Source organism: Pseudomonas defluvii, assembly GCF_001695625.1.
GTDB lineage: Bacteria > Pseudomonadota > Gammaproteobacteria > Pseudomonadales > Pseudomonadaceae > Aquipseudomonas > Aquipseudomonas defluvii.
In genome coordinates this window covers 17,557-32,771 of record NZ_MBPN01000004.1, presented here as the reverse complement: position 1 = coordinate 32,771, position 15,215 = coordinate 17,557, and the positions used below count along the sequence as shown (strand labels likewise).

Below are 15,215 nucleotides of genomic sequence, written 5' to 3'. Positions count from 1 at the left end.
CCTTTTCCATGCTTGACCACAGCCTGATTCTGCAAGCCGCTGCCCAACTCGACCGTGCTGAACGCTCGCGCGAACAAGTCCGCCAGTTCTCGCTCGAACACCCGGCCATCACCATCGAAGACGCCTATGCCATCCAGCGCGCCTGGGTAGCGCAGAAGATCAAGGACGGTCGCAAGCTGGTCGGGCACAAAATCGGCCTGACCTCACGGGCCATGCAAGTGTCCTCGAACATCACCGAACCGGACTACGGCGCCCTGCTCGATGACATGATGTTCGAAGAAGGCAGTGACATTCCCTTCGACCGCTTCATCGTGCCTCGGGTCGAGGTGGAGCTCGCGTTCATCCTCGGTAAACCGCTCAAAGGCCCGAACGTCAGCGTGTTCGACGTGCTCGACGCCACCGAGTGGGTAATCCCGGCGCTGGAAATCATCGACGCGCGCATTCAACAGATCGACCCGCAGACCAAGGCCACCCGCAAGGTCTTCGACACTATCTCCGATAACGCCGCCAACGCCGGCGTGGTCATGGGCGGACGGGCCGTGCGCCCGACCGAGATCGACCTGCGCAAGGTACCTGCCGTGCTCTACCGCAATGGCGTGATCGAAGAGTCCGGCGTATCTGCGGCCGTACTCAACCACCCGGCCAAGGGCGTGGCATGGCTGGCAAACAAACTGGCGCCGTATGACGTCACCCTGGAAGCCGGTCAGATCATTCTTGGCGGCTCATTCACCCGTCCGGTTGCGGCCAACCCGGGCGATACCTTCCATGTCGACTACGACATGCTCGGCTCCATCGCTTGCCGTTTTGTCTGAGGAGCAGCCCATGGACATGCCCATCAATACCTTCAAGCAACGCCTGAAAAGTGGCGAAGCCCAGATCGGCCTGTGGCTCGGCCTGGCCGATGCCTATTGCGCGGAGCTCGCGGCCAATGCCGGTTTCGACTGGTTGCTGATCGATGGCGAACACGCCCCGAATGACCTGCGCGGCATGCTCGGCCAGTTGCAAGCCGTGGCGCCCTACCCGAGCCAACCGATCATTCGCCCGGTGATCGGCGATACCGCCCTGATCAAGCAGGTGCTGGACATCGGTGCCCAGACCTTGCTGGTGCCCATGGTCGAAAGCGCCGAGCAGGCGCGCGAACTGGTCCGCGCCATCCACTACCCGCCGCAGGGGGTTCGCGGGGTTGGCAGCGCCCTGGCCCGCGCCTCGCGCTGGAACAGCATTCCCGGCTACCTGGATCACGCCGACCAGCAGATGTGCCTGCTGGTGCAGATCGAAAATCGTGAAGGCCTGGCCAACCTGGACGCCATCGCAGCGGTCGACGGCGTCGACGGCGTGTTCATCGGCCCGGCCGACCTCAGTGCCTCACTGGGCCATCGTGGCAACCCTGGCCACCCCGAAGTCCAGGCGGCCATCGAAGACGCCATCGTACGGATCCAGCAGGCTGGCAAAGCAGCCGGCATTCTCAGCGCTGACGAGGCACTCGCCCGGCGCTACATCGAACTGGGCGCAGCCTTCGTCGCCGTCGGTGTCGACACCACCGTGCTGATGCGTGGCCTGCAGGCCCTGGCCGGCAAATTCAAAGGCTGCGCCGCGCCCACCAGCGCGGGCGGCAGCGTCTACTAACGGCTGAGCATGACCATGACACTCAACGACTTGAAACTGCTACGCGAGCACGCCTACGTCAACGGCCAATGGCTTGAGGCGGACGACCATGCCCGCTTCAGCGTGAGCAACCCGGCCAACGGCGAAATCATCGCCACCGTCAGCTCCCTCGGCCAGGCCGAAACTGCCCGCGCCATCGACGCCGCTCATGCGGCCCTGCCAGCCTGGCGCGACAAAACCGCTAAAGAGCGCAGCGCAATTCTGCGTAAATGGTTCGAGCTGATCATGGCCAACCAGGAAGACCTGGCGCGCCTGCTGAGCTGGGAACAGGGTAAGCCGCTGGCAGAAAGCCGTGGCGAAATTGCCTATGGCGCCAGCTTTATCGAATGGTTCGCCGAAGAGGCCAAACGGGTCTATGGCGACGTCATTCCTCACGACAAGCCAGGCCGTCGCCTGCTGGTCATCAAGCAGCCGATTGGCGTCGTCGCCGCGATTACCCCGTGGAACTTCCCCAACGCCATGATCACCCGCAAGGTCGGCCCGGCCTTGGCGGCAGGCTGCACCGTTATCGTCAAACCGGCCTCGGAAACCCCATTGTCGGCACTGGCGCTAGCCGAGTTGGGCGAGCGTGCCGGTATTCCTGCAGGCGTGCTTAATATTGTGCCTGGCACCCGCTCGCGCGAGATCGGAGCGGAGCTGACCGGTAACCCGCTGGTGCAGAAGCTCTCGTTCACCGGCTCGACCGGTATCGGCAAGCTGTTGATGGCGCAATGCGCTGAAACCATCAAGAAAGTCAGCCTGGAACTGGGCGGCAATGCGCCCTTTATCGTCTTTGACGATGCCGACCTGGATGCGGCTGTTGAAGGCGTGATTGGCTCCAAGTTCCGCAACACCGGGCAAACCTGCGTCTGCACCAACCGTATTCTGGTGCAGAACAGCATCTACGAGGCCTTCAGCGAACGCCTCGCCAGCGCCGTCAAGGCGCTCAAGGTTGGCAGTGCCGATACCGACGGCGTCCAGCAAGGCCCCTTGATCAATGCCAAGGCGGTGGCCAAGGTCGAAGAACACATCAACGATGCGCTGGGCAAAGGCGCGACGCTGCTCGCCGGCGGCAAGCCCCATGCCTTGGGCGGCAACTTCTTCGAGCCTACCGTGCTGGGCGATGTAACCCCGCAGATGCTGGTGGCCCGTGACGAAACCTTCGGGCCACTGGCACCGATCTTCCGCTTCGACACCGAAGCAGAAGCCATCGCTATGGCCAACGACACCGAGTTCGGCCTGGCCTCCTACCTCTATACCCGCGACCTCGGTCGTGCCTGGCGCGTCAGCGAGGCGCTGGAATATGGCATGGTCGGCGTCAACGAAGGGCTGATCTCTACCGAAGTGGCCCCCTTCGGCGGCATCAAGCAATCCGGCCTGGGCCGCGAAGGCTCCAAGTACGGCATTGATGACTACATCGAGCAAAAGTACATGTGCCTGGGTATCAAGTAACGGCCAGGTCCATTGACCAACACGGCCTGCTGAGCAGGCCGTGTTTCTGCTAAACCCCGCTCGCGTCAGCCCACCACCTTGATGTCGAAATGGCGTTTCTTGCCCAGGCTCACCCGCCATTGGCTGGCCTGCCGGTCCATTTCCCGCTCAGCCGACTCAACCAGCTCCCCATCCAGCCGCAGCCCACGCCCCTCAGCCAGACGACGTGCCGCTGAGCGTGATGCCTGCAAGCCCGTCTCGACCAGCAACTCGGCCAGGCTGATACCGGCCTGCACCTGGGCGCGCGAAATATTCAGCGTGGTCAGCTCCGCCGCCTCACCGTGGGCAAATACAGCGGTTGCCGCCGCATGGGCTTGCTGTGCCGCCGCCTCGCCATGGGCCAGCGCCGTGGCGTGGTCAGCCAATACGCACTTCGCCTGATTCAACGCGGCACCGCCCTGCGCCGTGAGCGCCTGAATCTCCTCCAGCGGCAGCTCGGTGAACAGCGCCAGGAAGCGCCCGACATCGCGGTCATCACAGTTGCGCCAGAACTGCCAGAAATCGAACGGTGCCAGGCGGCTACCGTCCAACCACACCGCGCCACTGACCGACTTGCCCATTTTCTTGCCATCGCTGCTGGTCAACAGCGGCATGGTCAGGCCAAACAGCTGGCGGTTGTCGCGACGGCGCCCCAGTTCCACACCATTGATGATGTTGGCCCACTGGTCAGCACCGCCCAGTTGCACAGTGCAATCGTACTGGCGCGCCAGCTCGGTAAAGTCGTGGGCCTGCAGCAGGGTGTAGCCGAACTCAAGAAACGACAATGAATGCTCGCGCTCCAGGCGCTGGCGAACCGCGTCGAAGGTCAGCAAACGGTTGATGGAGAAGTAGCGCCCCACCTGATCCAGAAACTGCAGGTAACCGATGCCATCGAGCCATTGCGCGTTATCGACGACAACACCAGCGCCCTCTCCCAGGTTCAGGTAACGGCCAAAAGTGCGGGTAATGCCAGCGATATTGGCCTGGATCTGCGCTTCGCTGAGGATCGGCCGGCTCTCGTCACGAAAGCTCGGGTCACCGATACGGGTCGTGGCGCCACCGATCAACAGAATCGGCCGGTGCCCGGCCTTCTGTAGCCAGCGCATCAGCATCAGGCCTTGCAGGTGGCCTACGTGCAGGCTGTCGGCGGTGGCATCAAAGCCGAGGTAGATCGTTCTTGACCCCGTGGCCAAGTGCGTGCGCAAGGCTTCCAGGTCGGTACTCTGGTGAATAAAGCCCCGCGCCTGCAGGTGGTCGATCAAACGGTCTTGGGTGTCGTTCATTGCTGTCTCCAGGGGTAAGGCCCGAGGAGAAGGGAGCACTATCCGATTCGCCTCAGGCGGATCGGGTGCACGCAGCAACTACCGCCTCATGGGGTGAGCGGGTAGCCGTAATAGTCGCTGCGACAGGTCATTAATGTATTCATGAAACGATCATCCGAAATGCAAGGGCTGCCGTCAAGCGGCCCGGCCTGAAACGCCTGCGCTGGCAGGCCGGATCAAAGCCGTCGGCACGCAGAGTCAAGACACCTACCGCTCGTTAGGAACTTAATAGGCCCCAGGGGACAGTGCTTGCGAAAAGCCCTGCCGTCGTGCCAATTCAACCGTTCAGGCTGCGCCATGATCACTATCGAAACGCCTACGTACTACTCGGCTACCAAGAAATACAACCTCAGTTTCCCGACGCTGGAAAGTGACATTGAAGCGGACGTCGTCGTGATTGGCGGCGGTTTCTCCGGCATCAACACTGCGCTGGAACTGGCCGAAAAAGGCATCACCAACGTTGTGGTGCTGGAGGCACGCTACCTGGGCTTTGGCGGTACGGGCCGCAATGGCGGGCAGATCATGGCCGGGATCGGGCACGACCTGGAGAAGATCAAGAGCAGTGTCGGCGAGCAAGGCCTGCGCGAGATCTTCGAGATCAGCGAACTGGGCGCCGGGATCATCAAGGACCGTATTGCCAAGTACGCCATCGACGCAGACTTCTGCCACGGCTATGGCTACATGGGCTTCAACGCCCGCCAGGAAAAAACCCTGCGCGCCTGGGAGAAAGACTTCAAATCGATCAACAGCAAGGACGAAATCCGCTTCCTGGCCGGCGCCGAGGTCAAGCAGATCATCGGCTCGGACGCCTACAGCAGCGCCCTGCTGCACATGGGCGGCGGCCATGTGCACTCGCTGAACCTGCTGCTCGGTGAGGCCAAAGCGCTGGTCGGCCTGGGCGCACGTATTTTCGAACATAGCCCGGCCCTGGAAGTGAGCTACGGCGAGCAGATCACCGTGCGTACCGGGCGCGGCTCGGTGAAAGCGCGCAAGCTGCTGTGGGCCTGCGACAGCTTCCTCAACAAGCTGGAGCCAGAGTTGCACGCACGCACCATCAACACCTACGCATTCCAACTGATGACCGAGCCGCTGTCCGACGAATTGATCCGGCGCATCAGCCCGATCCGCGGTGCCTACAGCGATATTCGCCCAGTCATCGACTACTACCGGGTCACCAATGAGAACCGCCTGCTGTTCGGTGCCGCCACACCATTCATCGAACACATCCCCAAGGACCTGAAGGCCTGGAACCGCAACCTGATGCTGAAGATCTTCCCGTACCTGAAGGACGTGCAGATCGACCTGGCCTGGGGCGGCCCAATGGCCACCGGCGCCAACCTGTTCCCGCAGATCGGCACACTCAGCGGCCGCCCGAATGCGTTCTATGTACAAGGCTACTCGGGCTTCGGCGTCACCCCGAGCCACATCATTTGCAAAATCCTCGCCGAGGGCATGAGCGAAGGTTCATCGCGTTACGACCTGATCAGCTCGGTCAAACACGCCCAGATCCTCGGCAAAGACCACATTCGCCCCCTGCTGCTGACGGCCGGCAAAAGCCTGCATCAGCTGTCCGGCTACTTCAACGGCCGGCGTTGAAACCCCTTATCGTTCACTCACTGGAGCACTGCCATGACCCTTACAACTGTACAGAACAACATTGCGCTGTCCGAACTCGACGCCTGGGGCACCGTTGCCGACCTGGGTTCCGAGATTCTGGAAGGCGAAGTCAAAGCCTTCGGCAAAATGACCTTCGGTGCACCGACCGATCCGGTCAGCAGCGCCTACTTCGGCACGACCCAAGGCAAGTTCCGCATGGTCTACCCATTCAACGAACAGGCCGTGGTCGTCACCGGCGAAGTGCTGCTCACTGATGAGTCCACCGGCCAGAGCACGCGCTACAAAGCCGGCGACAGCTGGTTCGTGACCAAGGGCACGCCGGTGCTCTGGGAAGTCGTCAGCGAGAGCTTTGTGAAGCACTACTTCGCGGTCGTCTGACCCGTCTCAAGGCTCCCCTTCACCAACAAACCCTCGCTTCTCAGCGGGGGTTTGTTTTTTCCAGCCAACGTAGCCGCTTTCAAAGCCTGCGGCACCCCTTTGTGGGAGTTGGCTTGCCAACGATGCAAGCACCGCGCATTCACTGCCGTACCGGCTCACCCAATGACACTACCGACCGAAAGGTAGGTAGTGCGCACCGAGCTTGCCGACGACATACGGACGTCCTGGGTAAACGTGCTATCGAGTGATCAGGTTATCGGTTACGCCGTGCCGGCCATAGCAGCGCTGAGTACGTGAGCACGAAAATCTTTCGGCGATTGTTCGAACTGCTTCTTGAACGAGCGGCTGAAGTGCGCCGAGTCGGTAAACCCCCATTTGTAGGCAATGGCGGTAATCGATTCAGTCTTCAGGAACGGGTTGGAAAGGTCGTCGGCACTGCGTTTGAGGCGGGCACGCTGAATGTAGCGGCAAACGCTGTCGCCCTCCTCCTCAAACAGACGGTAGAGGTGGCGCACCGAAATGTTCAAGCGACTGGCCAGGCTTGCCGGGCTCAAGCCTGGCTGGGTCAGTGATTCATCGATCACCTTCTGCACGTAGCTGCGCAGGTTGACACCATTGACGGTCAACGAAGTGCTACTGGCGTCGGCGCGCTCGAAACCCGGGCTGAGCAATGAAATAAAGGCACTCTGCAGCGCATCACCTTGCGCATTGGCCGAGGAGTGCTCATCGGTGTCCTTGCACAGCTCATCCATCAACACATGCAACATGCGGCCACACGCGTTACTGGAGGAAATTTTGCCAAAGGTCTCGCCCTGGCCTTTCAGGTGCTTGCGCACCTCAGTGCGCGACAACGACAACGAGGTGTGTTCAATCAAACCGAACGGGGTGATTTCGCAGGGGCCGACAGAGTCCATCAAGAGCATCTCACCCGGCGCAAGCTGGATTTTGACGCCCCCCTGAGTGATTTGCGAATAACCGGTACGCTGGCTGACCAGGAAACAATGCTGGTCATCGTCACGGTCAGGGTTGTCACCAAAGCGCTTGATGTTGCCCGCATTGGTTCGCAGGTTGGACAGTTGCAGACCAGCCCGCAGGCTGGTCGATATTTCACCGATGAACAACGACCGGTTAAACGCCAACTCGGTCTCGAAACGGCCACAGACACTTTGCATGGCTGTGGTCCAACGCTCCAGTCTGTTGCCATCAAGCTGGGGGATGCTCATGAATACCTCCACACGCGAACTTATTTTTATGACTCAATTGTTAACATGTTACCAATGAGCGCACAACCATAATCCATCACGCAATGTGGAGCAGTATTCATGCCACCCTTTGGCTAACGTGCCAGTAACACGCGTTGCAGAGCCGTCAGCGTATGCTCGAGCAGCACTTTCTGTTCGCTGCTGAATTTTACGTAGCGACGAAAGGCAGGCATACGGTTGACGACTTCGCTGCCCCCCATGTGTTCCAGAGTAACCGTCCAGCCATTGAGCGCGTATTCGATGCTCAGGTGCTTGAAATCCAGCGGCATCAGCGCCGCGCTGAGCCTGGCGTCGCCCAGCAGCCGCTTCGACACGGCCTCGAACAGCGTCCGGTCGCCGCTACGGTAGCGGCAACGAATACCGGTACGCTTGAGCGAGCCAGTATGGTGCAGATCAAAGTGGACGTTGCCCTGTTCAAAGGCAGGCACCTGGAGACGGAACTCGGTCATGACCAGATGCATCAGCAACTGCGCTTGAGTACGCTCGCTGACCTGCACGCGCAGCCCCGCCGCCCCCAGATCGAACTCGGCACGCCCCGTCTCCACCAGGTGGAAACGGTGTATTCCCAGGTTACGCCGCAGCAACTCCAGGGTGACCCCAGGCCGATAACCGGCCGGGGCCCGCTGGGCGCTGAACAGGTCAAACAGCTTTGCTAGCATGATGGACATGACCGCTAACGTGAATGCCAGGCTCGTTGGCGAACTCCACCGCCAGGACGTCTTCGACCCGTGCCGGGGCAAACGGGTTGACCTTCTGCACACACAGTGTCCAGAACAGCGCATAGGCTGCCGTGGCCGCCAGCATGATGCCGAATGGAACGTAGATGTCGGCGGGGTTCATGCCCGGTGGGGTAATGAACCACATCCCCAGCAGGATACCGACACTGGAGAGGATCTGTGGCAGCGGGAAGAGCGGCGAGCGGTAGGCACGTGGCAGGTCAGGACGGCGAATGCGCAGGATGACCACCGACAGGGTCACCAGCAGGTAGGCCGTACTCCAGGCGCAGACCGCAGCCAGTACCAAGTGCAGGATGTTGTCTGCGTTACCCCCCAGGTACCAGGCGTGCAGGCAAGGAATCAGTACCGCGACGAGGATGCACAGCAGCGGCGTCTTGAAGCGCGGATGCAGGTAGGTGAACACCTTGGGCAATGCACCGTCCACCGCCATGCCGTAGAGAATCCGCGGTACGCCGGCCATCAGGGTATTGATGGTCGCAGCGCCGGCGAACAGGAAGCCGATACCCAGCCACAGCGGGCCAATGTCACCCATGACCTGGGCCGCAAACTTCGGAATGGCCATCGGCGTGTCCAACAGGTGCAGCCCGGTGGCCGGATCAAGCACGATGTTCTCGACCTGACGCTTCATTGCCGCGCCATAAATGAACATGCACGACGCCACACCCAGCAACCCCAGGGCCATGGCCTTGGGCATCACCGAGGCAGACCTGCGCAGGTCCGGGGCTAGCGGCGTAACGAACTCGCAGCCGACAAACATGAACATGGCCATGCCAACCAGCGACAGGATGGTGATCAGGTCGGTGCCCACCAACGACTCACCGAACAGGCCGTCCAACTCTACTGCCGGCGCAGAGATCAGGCCAAGCACGCCAAACACCATCAGGGTGGTCCACATACCGAAGGTCAGGATGATCTCCGCACGACCGAAGGCGCTGACGCCAAAGGCATTGAGAATGCCGAACACGATCACGAACGCCACACCCAGCAACCACGAGCCACCGGCGGATTCGGCCAGGGTATTGAGGTGCTCAAAGTTCACCAGGGCCATGACCCCTGAGAGGATGGTCTCGGCGGTACCGGCGAAGACATGGACGATCAGGTAGGCTGAAAGCGTACCGGTAATGGCGAAAAAGCGCCCCATGCCGCAGTTGATATAGTCGTAGACCGAGCCGGTGGTTGGCAGGATCGAGGCTGCTTCGGCAAAGGTCGTCGACTGAGCCAGCATCATGACAGCGGCAATCACCATGGCCACCGCGAAGGCACTGCCACCAATCCCGAACCCCATGGTTGCGGTCAGGATGACCGGGCTGGCCATGATCAGACCAACCGTACTGGCCAGTGCCGTGGGAAATCCGACGGTGCCGCGATTCAGATGCTCGGTGAGCTTTTTATTGATTGACATCTGGATAATGCCCTGACTTCAGTGTGTGACATAAATGGCGACAAAACCCGTCAACCTGCAAGGCCCCTTCCAGGTGCGGGTTGTCACCGTGTACGTCCACTGTGCGCTTCGCCTCCGCCCATCGTCTTGCCCGAGGCTGCCGTCGTCTTTGTTGCAGCCTGCCACATATGAAGGTCGAGCGCTTGCCTGCAACCGACCTCGCCGGTTTTACTGCCGGTGCAACATGGCCTGGATCTGCTGGGTGGCCTGGCGGGTACTTTCGGCAAGCTTCTTCACTTCATCGGCGACCACCGAAAAGCCGCGCCCCACCTCACCGGCACGTGCCGCTTCAATCGCAGCATTCAAGGCCAGCAGGTTGGTCTGCTCGGCGATGCTCTTGATGACCCCGACAACAGTCGCGATCTGCGCGTAAGTCGCCTGATTCTGGGTCAGCATCTGTTCGTGACTGGCCTGTGCACTGCGCTCGTCACTGATGTCGCGCACCGCGCCCAACACACGGGTCAGCACGCCCTGTTCATCACGTACCGCACGACCACGCTCACGGCACCAGATAAAACCGCGGGTCTTGTGCTGCATCCGGTACTCGAACACATACTCACCGCTACCACCGGGTTTGAGGATCTCCCGGTCGAAAACCGCCATGATCTCAGCCAGGTCGTCCGGGTGCGTGATACTGACCTGCGCGTCCCAACCATCGGGCAACTCCTGCGGCAGGTAGCCCATCAGTGCACGGAACGGGTTAGAGATACGCATTGAGCTGGAAGGATGGCGCACATCGCCATGGGCGACCGAGATGTCCCAAGTGCCTTCGGTGAGGGTCGACTGCAACAACGCCCAGATCTGTGCCTGTTGAACAAGCGCCTGGGTCTCGTGCTGTTGATCCAGTAACGCGGCCTGCAGCGCCTCGCAACGCTGTTGCAGAAGCGTCTGCTGCGCCTGTGCGCTCTGCAGATGGTGTTGTTCCTGATCGAGCCGGGTGGCCAGTTCTGCCGCAGTGGCCTGCGCCTGCGCCAACTGCTGGCCGACCTGTTGGCGCTCGACGCCAAGGGTTTCCAGCGTCGCCCGCAACTGCGGATGGCTGGCCAGCAGCGGCGCCTGATGCGCCGCACCGGGCTGGCCGGCAATTATTTGCAGCAAGACCTCAGTCAACTCACCTGCCCAGTGATTGCGTTTGAAAAACATCAGCGCACCGTTTGGCTATCCAGTCGGGGGGATAGTGAGTTGACCGTATTCCCAGATCGCCGTCTTGCGCCGCCGTGCCAAGGTAGTTGTTCGCCGCTGCCAGGGCGTCAGCGCTTGATCACCGCCTTGAGCACAGTCTTGAAGGTTTCGATCTGCTCTTCGCTGAACTGACCAAACACCTTGTCCTGCTGTTCACGGGCAATCGCCCACAGGGCTTCGGTTTCTTCTATACCCTTACCCGTCAACACAACCCGCTCATGGTCATCGGACACCAGCCCTTTGCGCTTGAGGTTGGCAACAGCCTCGACGATCTCGCGCTCGGGCATCGCCACTTCGCGCTGCAGGTCAGCAAGGCCCAGCCCCGCATCGTTCTCCAGCACCATCAGCATGCGCGCCTCACTGGTGCGCAAGCCGGTAGACAGTTGCCGAGGCTGGTAGCTGGTCTGATAGGCCCGCAAGGCCTGAGTCATCAGGTAGTACAGGTTATGGCTCAGACGGCCCTGGAAGTTGCTGCTGGGCGGCTGCCCCTCCTCACGCTTGGTCATGCGTGTGTGTGGCAACACCATGGAGTAGGCACCTTGGTGATACAACAGTGGCGAGCGCCCGCAATCATCGAACGCCACTACCTTGCCGACCAGAATCCAATGGTCCCCGCCGTCCAGTTGCTGGTACTTCTCGCAACTGAAACGCGCCGAGCAATCCGCGAGCAGCGGTGCGCCACCCTCACCGGCCTCGTAGACGATCCCGGCGAAGCGGTCATCCTTGGGGCGGGCAAAGTTGTTCGACAGGTCGATCTGGTCTGCCGCCAGGATGTTGACCGCAAAGTGGCTGGCCTCCTCGAACACCTCAAGGCTGCTCGAGCGCTTGTCGATGCTCCACAGGATGAGTGGCGGGTCCAGGGAGACCGAGTTGAAACTGTTGGCGGTCACGCCAACTTTGCGGCCGCTGGCATCGGCAGCCGTCACTACGGTGACACCCGTGGCAAAGTTGCCCAGCGCCCGGCGGAAGGCCCGTGCGTCGAAGGTGGTTTCAGTAAGGGTGGACATGCAAGACTCCCGGGCTGTCGCGACGACAGCCTCGTTTGTTGTTATTCGATACGCGTGACGAGTAGAACCGCTGACTCAGACCATCGAAGGATCAGGCTCAAGGCCCATCAGTTCACGGCCGAGGATCTGCGCGCAGACATCGTAGTCGGTGTAGGCGTGAGCACCGGTCAGGTGCGCATCACGGAACAGGCGCTGACTTTCATTGCTCTCGAACCACGCACCGCCGCCAGACGCCTCCATCAAGCGATCAACCGCTTGAATGCACATCTTCACAGCGTAGCCCTGATTGGTCCGCCAGAATGCCAGGGTGCCGCGGCTTGGGTACTCGTGGCGCTCACTGTGCTCGGCAATGTCCTGCCAGCTTTTTTCCAGCAAGGCGCGGGCAGCAGCGACCTGATGGGTGGACTCGGCCAGACGCATCAGCGCCGGGGTGGCGGCACCTACGGCAGCACCGGTGTAGGCCCGCACGCGGTTACGGGTTTTCTCACGGAAGACCTCAAGCATGCGCTCGGCAATGCCCAGGCTCACGGTGGAGAAGCCACTGGCGAAATACGGGCGATAAGGTGCGTAGAAAATCTTGCTGTCGGGGTACAGGCCAAAGCCGGCGGACTTGCCTTCCATCATGTCCTTGGCCTTCTGGATACGGTGCTCAGGCACGAAGGCGTTGTCGATGATCAAGGTGCGGCTGCCACTGGCGCGCATGCCGACAGCGTACCAGTCATCGCGGATCTGGTAGTCACTGCGCGGCAACACGGCGAAGCAGTAGTCCTGAGTGCCCTCGGCGTTTTTGCGGCGAAAGCCGACAATCGCCCACTCGGCGTGATCGCAACCACTGCTCCAGCCCATTTCACCGCTGAAGGTGACGCCACCTTCAACCTCTTCGGTACGCCCGAACGGGGCGATGCTGCTGCTGGCGGTGGCATCGGGGTTGCTGCCCCAGATCTCCTCCTGCAGTTTGGCCGGGAACATCGCCAACTGATGGCTGTGGGTGCACAGCAGGCTCATGGCCCAGGCGGTGCTGGCACAGGAGCCGGCCAGCAGTGCAATGCACTCGGCAAACTCGGGCAGGGAAATTTCCAGGCCTCCGAACTTCTTCGGCAGAAATGCGCGGTGCAGGCCAGTGCCTTTGAGCAGCGCAATGTTCTCGGCAGGTACGGTACGCGCCTTCTCGGCCTCGTCCGCATTAGCGGCGATGGTTGGCAGAATGGACTTGAGATCTTCCAGCAAGGAGTTTGGCTTTTTCATGGTCTGGCTCATTATTATTGGACCCAAGTGACCTGCCGCGGCCAAAACCCATCTGGCTGCGGCATTGAGCGCTGGACGCAGTAGACCAGGCGCCGCTCACTTACGAATGCCGGGCCAGTATGCGAGGCAGTCTCGCCCAGGAAAATGCACGTTCCAGATGGAAGATTGTACTTTCCATAGCCAACACCCTCTTCAGGCCACACCCGACAGCAGCCAACTGCCTGACCGATGGCAGGCACAGACATGTCGCTGACAGGCAGAGTCAAGATCGCCCCGCCAGCGCCGGGTAAGCTCGTGCCATACGTCTATTTCAGCGCGGCAAGCCGCCGCCTGCTTCCCTGCCTGGAGTCTGCCCAGCATGAGCGATATCGCACTGCTTCCCTCGGTCAACGCCTTCCTTGAGCGCGACCATAGCCTGTACATCGACGGCGGTTATGTCGCCAGCAGCTCAACGAACAGGCTCACGGTGCTGAACCCGGCCACTGGCGAGGCGATTGCGCAGGTCAGCGATGCAACCCAGGCCGATGTCGAGCGCGCCGTCGATTCGGCCAATCGCGGCTTCAAGGTCTGGTCACGCACCAGCCCGGCGGCACGCGCCAGCGTGTTGTTCAAGCTCGCCGACCTGCTGGAGCGCCACCGTGAGGAGCTGGCGCAGATCGAAACCTGCCAATCGGGCAAGATCATCCACATTTCGCGCGCCTTCGAGGTCGATCAGGCGGCCCACTTCCTGCGCTACTACGCCGGCTGGGCAACCAAGATCACTGGCGAAACCATCACCCCGTCGCTGCCCTCCTTTGCTGGCGAGCGCTACAACGCCTTTACCCTGCGCGAACCGATTGGCGTGGTGGTCGGCATTGTGCCGTGGAACTTCTCCACCATGATCGCGATCTGGAAGCTGGCCTCGGCCTTGACCACCGGTTGCAGCATCATCATCAAACCAAGCGAGTTCACCCCGCTGACCATCCTGCGCATCGCCGAGCTGGCCAGTGAAGCGGGCCTGCCTGCCGGAGCACTCAACGTGCTGACCGGCGGCGGCAGTGTCGGCAAGGCGCTGATCGAGCACCCAGGCACCGACAAGGTGTCCTTCACAGGTTCGGTCCCGACCGGCATCGCCGTGGGCCAAGGCGCGATGGGTGCCAAACTGACCCGCGCCACCCTGGAGCTGGGCGGCAAGAACTCGGCGGGCTTTCTGCCTGACGTCGATATGGACAAGGCCGTCGATGGCATGATCGAAGCCGGCTTCCTTCACTCCGGGCAGATCTGCGCCGCCGCAGAACGCTTCTTCGTCCACCGCTCGCAGATCGAGCCGATGATGGACGCGCTGTCCAAACGCCTGGCGCAACTGAAGGTTGGCTCGCCACTGGATGAAAGCACCCAGTTTGGCCCGGTTGCGAACAAGCAACACCAGCAGAAACTGGCCCGGTTCTTCGCTACCGCCCGCGCCGAAAACAGCACCATCATTCATGGCGGCCAGATCAGCGAAGGCCCCGGCTGCTACGTGGAGCCGACGATCATCCTGGCCAACTCGGTGAACGACACCCTGCTCAATGAAGAAACCTTCGGCCCGGTCGCGACCTTCTTCCCGTATGACACCGAAGAGGAACTGCTGGCGCTGATGAACAACACCGCCTACGGCCTGAGCGCCAGCCTATGGACCAACGACCTGTCCAAAGCGCTGCGCCTGGTACCGGAAATCGAAGCCGGCACGGTCTGGGTCAACATGCACACCCTGCTCGACCCCGCCGTCCCCTTTGGCGGTACCAAGTCCTCGGGTATCGGCCGTGAATTCGGTGGGGCCTTCATCGATGACTTCACCGAACTGAAGTCGGTGATGATTCGCTACTGAACGCGGTGCAGGATGAATAATCTGTTGGCACAGGCGCATGACAGGACGGCACACTAAGTTAATA

12 protein-coding genes and 2 pseudogenes are annotated in these 15,215 nt (G+C 61.2%); 6 read left to right on the top strand and 8 right to left on the bottom strand.

Annotated elements, in window-relative coordinates; all coding sequences use genetic code 11:
* Nucleotides 1-8: 8 nt before the first annotated feature.
* The 3 genes from hpaH to EKA13_RS01785 are packed head-to-tail and all read left to right on the top strand — an operon-like array spanning nt 9 to nt 3,096.
* Nucleotides 9-812 (top strand): 2-oxo-hept-4-ene-1,7-dioate hydratase, encoded by an 804-nt coding sequence (gene hpaH / locus EKA13_RS01795; protein ID WP_065757829.1) that lies wholly within the window; start codon nt 9-11, stop codon nt 810-812.
* A 10-nt stretch (nt 813-822) separates the two neighbouring features.
* Nucleotides 823-1,626, top strand: coding sequence for a 4-hydroxy-2-oxoheptanedioate aldolase (hpaI, locus tag EKA13_RS01790; RefSeq protein WP_065757828.1), 804 nt, complete (start codon nt 823-825; stop codon nt 1,624-1,626).
* Nucleotides 1,627-1,641: 15 nt separating this feature from the next.
* Entirely contained in the window at nt 1,642-3,096 is a 1,455-nt protein-coding gene (locus EKA13_RS01785) for an NAD-dependent succinate-semialdehyde dehydrogenase (RefSeq protein ID WP_065757827.1), read from the top strand.
* Nucleotides 3,097-3,161: 65 nt separating this feature from the next.
* On the opposite strand, the gene tyrS is transcribed toward EKA13_RS01785, so the two are convergent.
* Nucleotides 3,162-4,397, bottom strand: a complete 1,236-nt coding sequence (tyrS, locus tag EKA13_RS01780) for a tyrosine--tRNA ligase (protein ID WP_065757826.1) — start codon at nt 4,395-4,397, stop codon at nt 3,162-3,164.
* A gap of 336 nt (nt 4,398-4,733) precedes the next feature.
* Here tyrS and EKA13_RS01775 point away from each other — a divergent pair, with 336 nt between their 5' ends.
* Together EKA13_RS01775 and EKA13_RS01770 are read left to right on the top strand one after the other, a co-directional pair.
* Nucleotides 4,734-6,032, top strand: a complete 1,299-nt coding sequence (locus EKA13_RS01775) for an NAD(P)/FAD-dependent oxidoreductase (RefSeq protein ID WP_065757825.1) — start codon at nt 4,734-4,736, stop codon at nt 6,030-6,032.
* A gap of 33 nt (nt 6,033-6,065) precedes the next feature.
* Complete coding sequence (locus tag EKA13_RS01770; RefSeq protein ID WP_065757824.1) at nt 6,066-6,431, top strand: cupin domain-containing protein; 366 nt, start codon at nt 6,066-6,068, stop codon at nt 6,429-6,431.
* Between the two features lie 260 nt (nt 6,432-6,691).
* Here the strand turns inward: EKA13_RS01770 and feaR are convergent, their stop codons facing one another.
* The 7 genes and pseudogenes from feaR to EKA13_RS01740 all read right to left on the bottom strand — a co-directional run bounded on the left by feaR (nt 6,692) and on the right by EKA13_RS01740 (nt 13,305).
* The gene (gene feaR, locus EKA13_RS01765) at nt 6,692-7,654 is read right to left on the bottom strand and encodes a transcriptional regulator FeaR (protein ID WP_065757823.1); all 963 of its coding nucleotides are present in this window, start codon (nt 7,652-7,654) and stop codon (nt 6,692-6,694) included.
* Between the two features lie 113 nt (nt 7,655-7,767).
* Nucleotides 7,768-8,352: a DUF3156 family protein gene (locus EKA13_RS01760; protein ID WP_065757822.1), complete on the bottom strand. Its 585-nt coding sequence runs from the start codon at nt 8,350-8,352 to the stop codon at nt 7,768-7,770.
* Nucleotides 8,333-9,832: an APC family permease gene (locus tag EKA13_RS01755; RefSeq protein WP_065757821.1), complete on the bottom strand. Its 1,500-nt coding sequence runs from the start codon at nt 9,830-9,832 to the stop codon at nt 8,333-8,335. The genes EKA13_RS01760 and EKA13_RS01755 overlap by 20 nt, the downstream gene beginning before the upstream one ends.
* 213 nt (nt 9,833-10,045) lie before the next feature.
* A pseudogene (locus EKA13_RS28745) lies at nt 10,046-10,309 on the bottom strand (methyl-accepting chemotaxis protein); the annotation flags it as partial.
* A gap of 30 nt (nt 10,310-10,339) precedes the next feature.
* Nucleotides 10,340-10,555 (bottom strand): annotated as a pseudogene (locus EKA13_RS28740) (PAS domain-containing protein); the annotation flags it as partial.
* A 566-nt stretch (nt 10,556-11,121) separates the two neighbouring features.
* Nucleotides 11,122-12,060 (bottom strand): p-hydroxyphenylacetate 3-hydroxylase reductase component, encoded by a 939-nt coding sequence (locus tag EKA13_RS01745; protein ID WP_065757819.1) that lies wholly within the window; start codon nt 12,058-12,060, stop codon nt 11,122-11,124.
* Between the two features lie 75 nt (nt 12,061-12,135).
* Nucleotides 12,136-13,305 (bottom strand): p-hydroxyphenylacetate 3-hydroxylase oxygenase component, encoded by a 1,170-nt coding sequence (locus tag EKA13_RS01740; RefSeq protein WP_065757818.1) that lies wholly within the window; start codon nt 13,303-13,305, stop codon nt 12,136-12,138.
* Nucleotides 13,306-13,663: 358 nt separating this feature from the next.
* Between EKA13_RS01740 and EKA13_RS01735 the strand changes: the two genes are divergently transcribed.
* A complete protein-coding gene (locus tag EKA13_RS01735; protein WP_065757817.1) occupies nt 13,664-15,151 on the top strand; it encodes an aldehyde dehydrogenase family protein in 1,488 nt (495 codons plus the stop codon).
* Nucleotides 15,152-15,215: the final 64 nt, after the last annotated feature.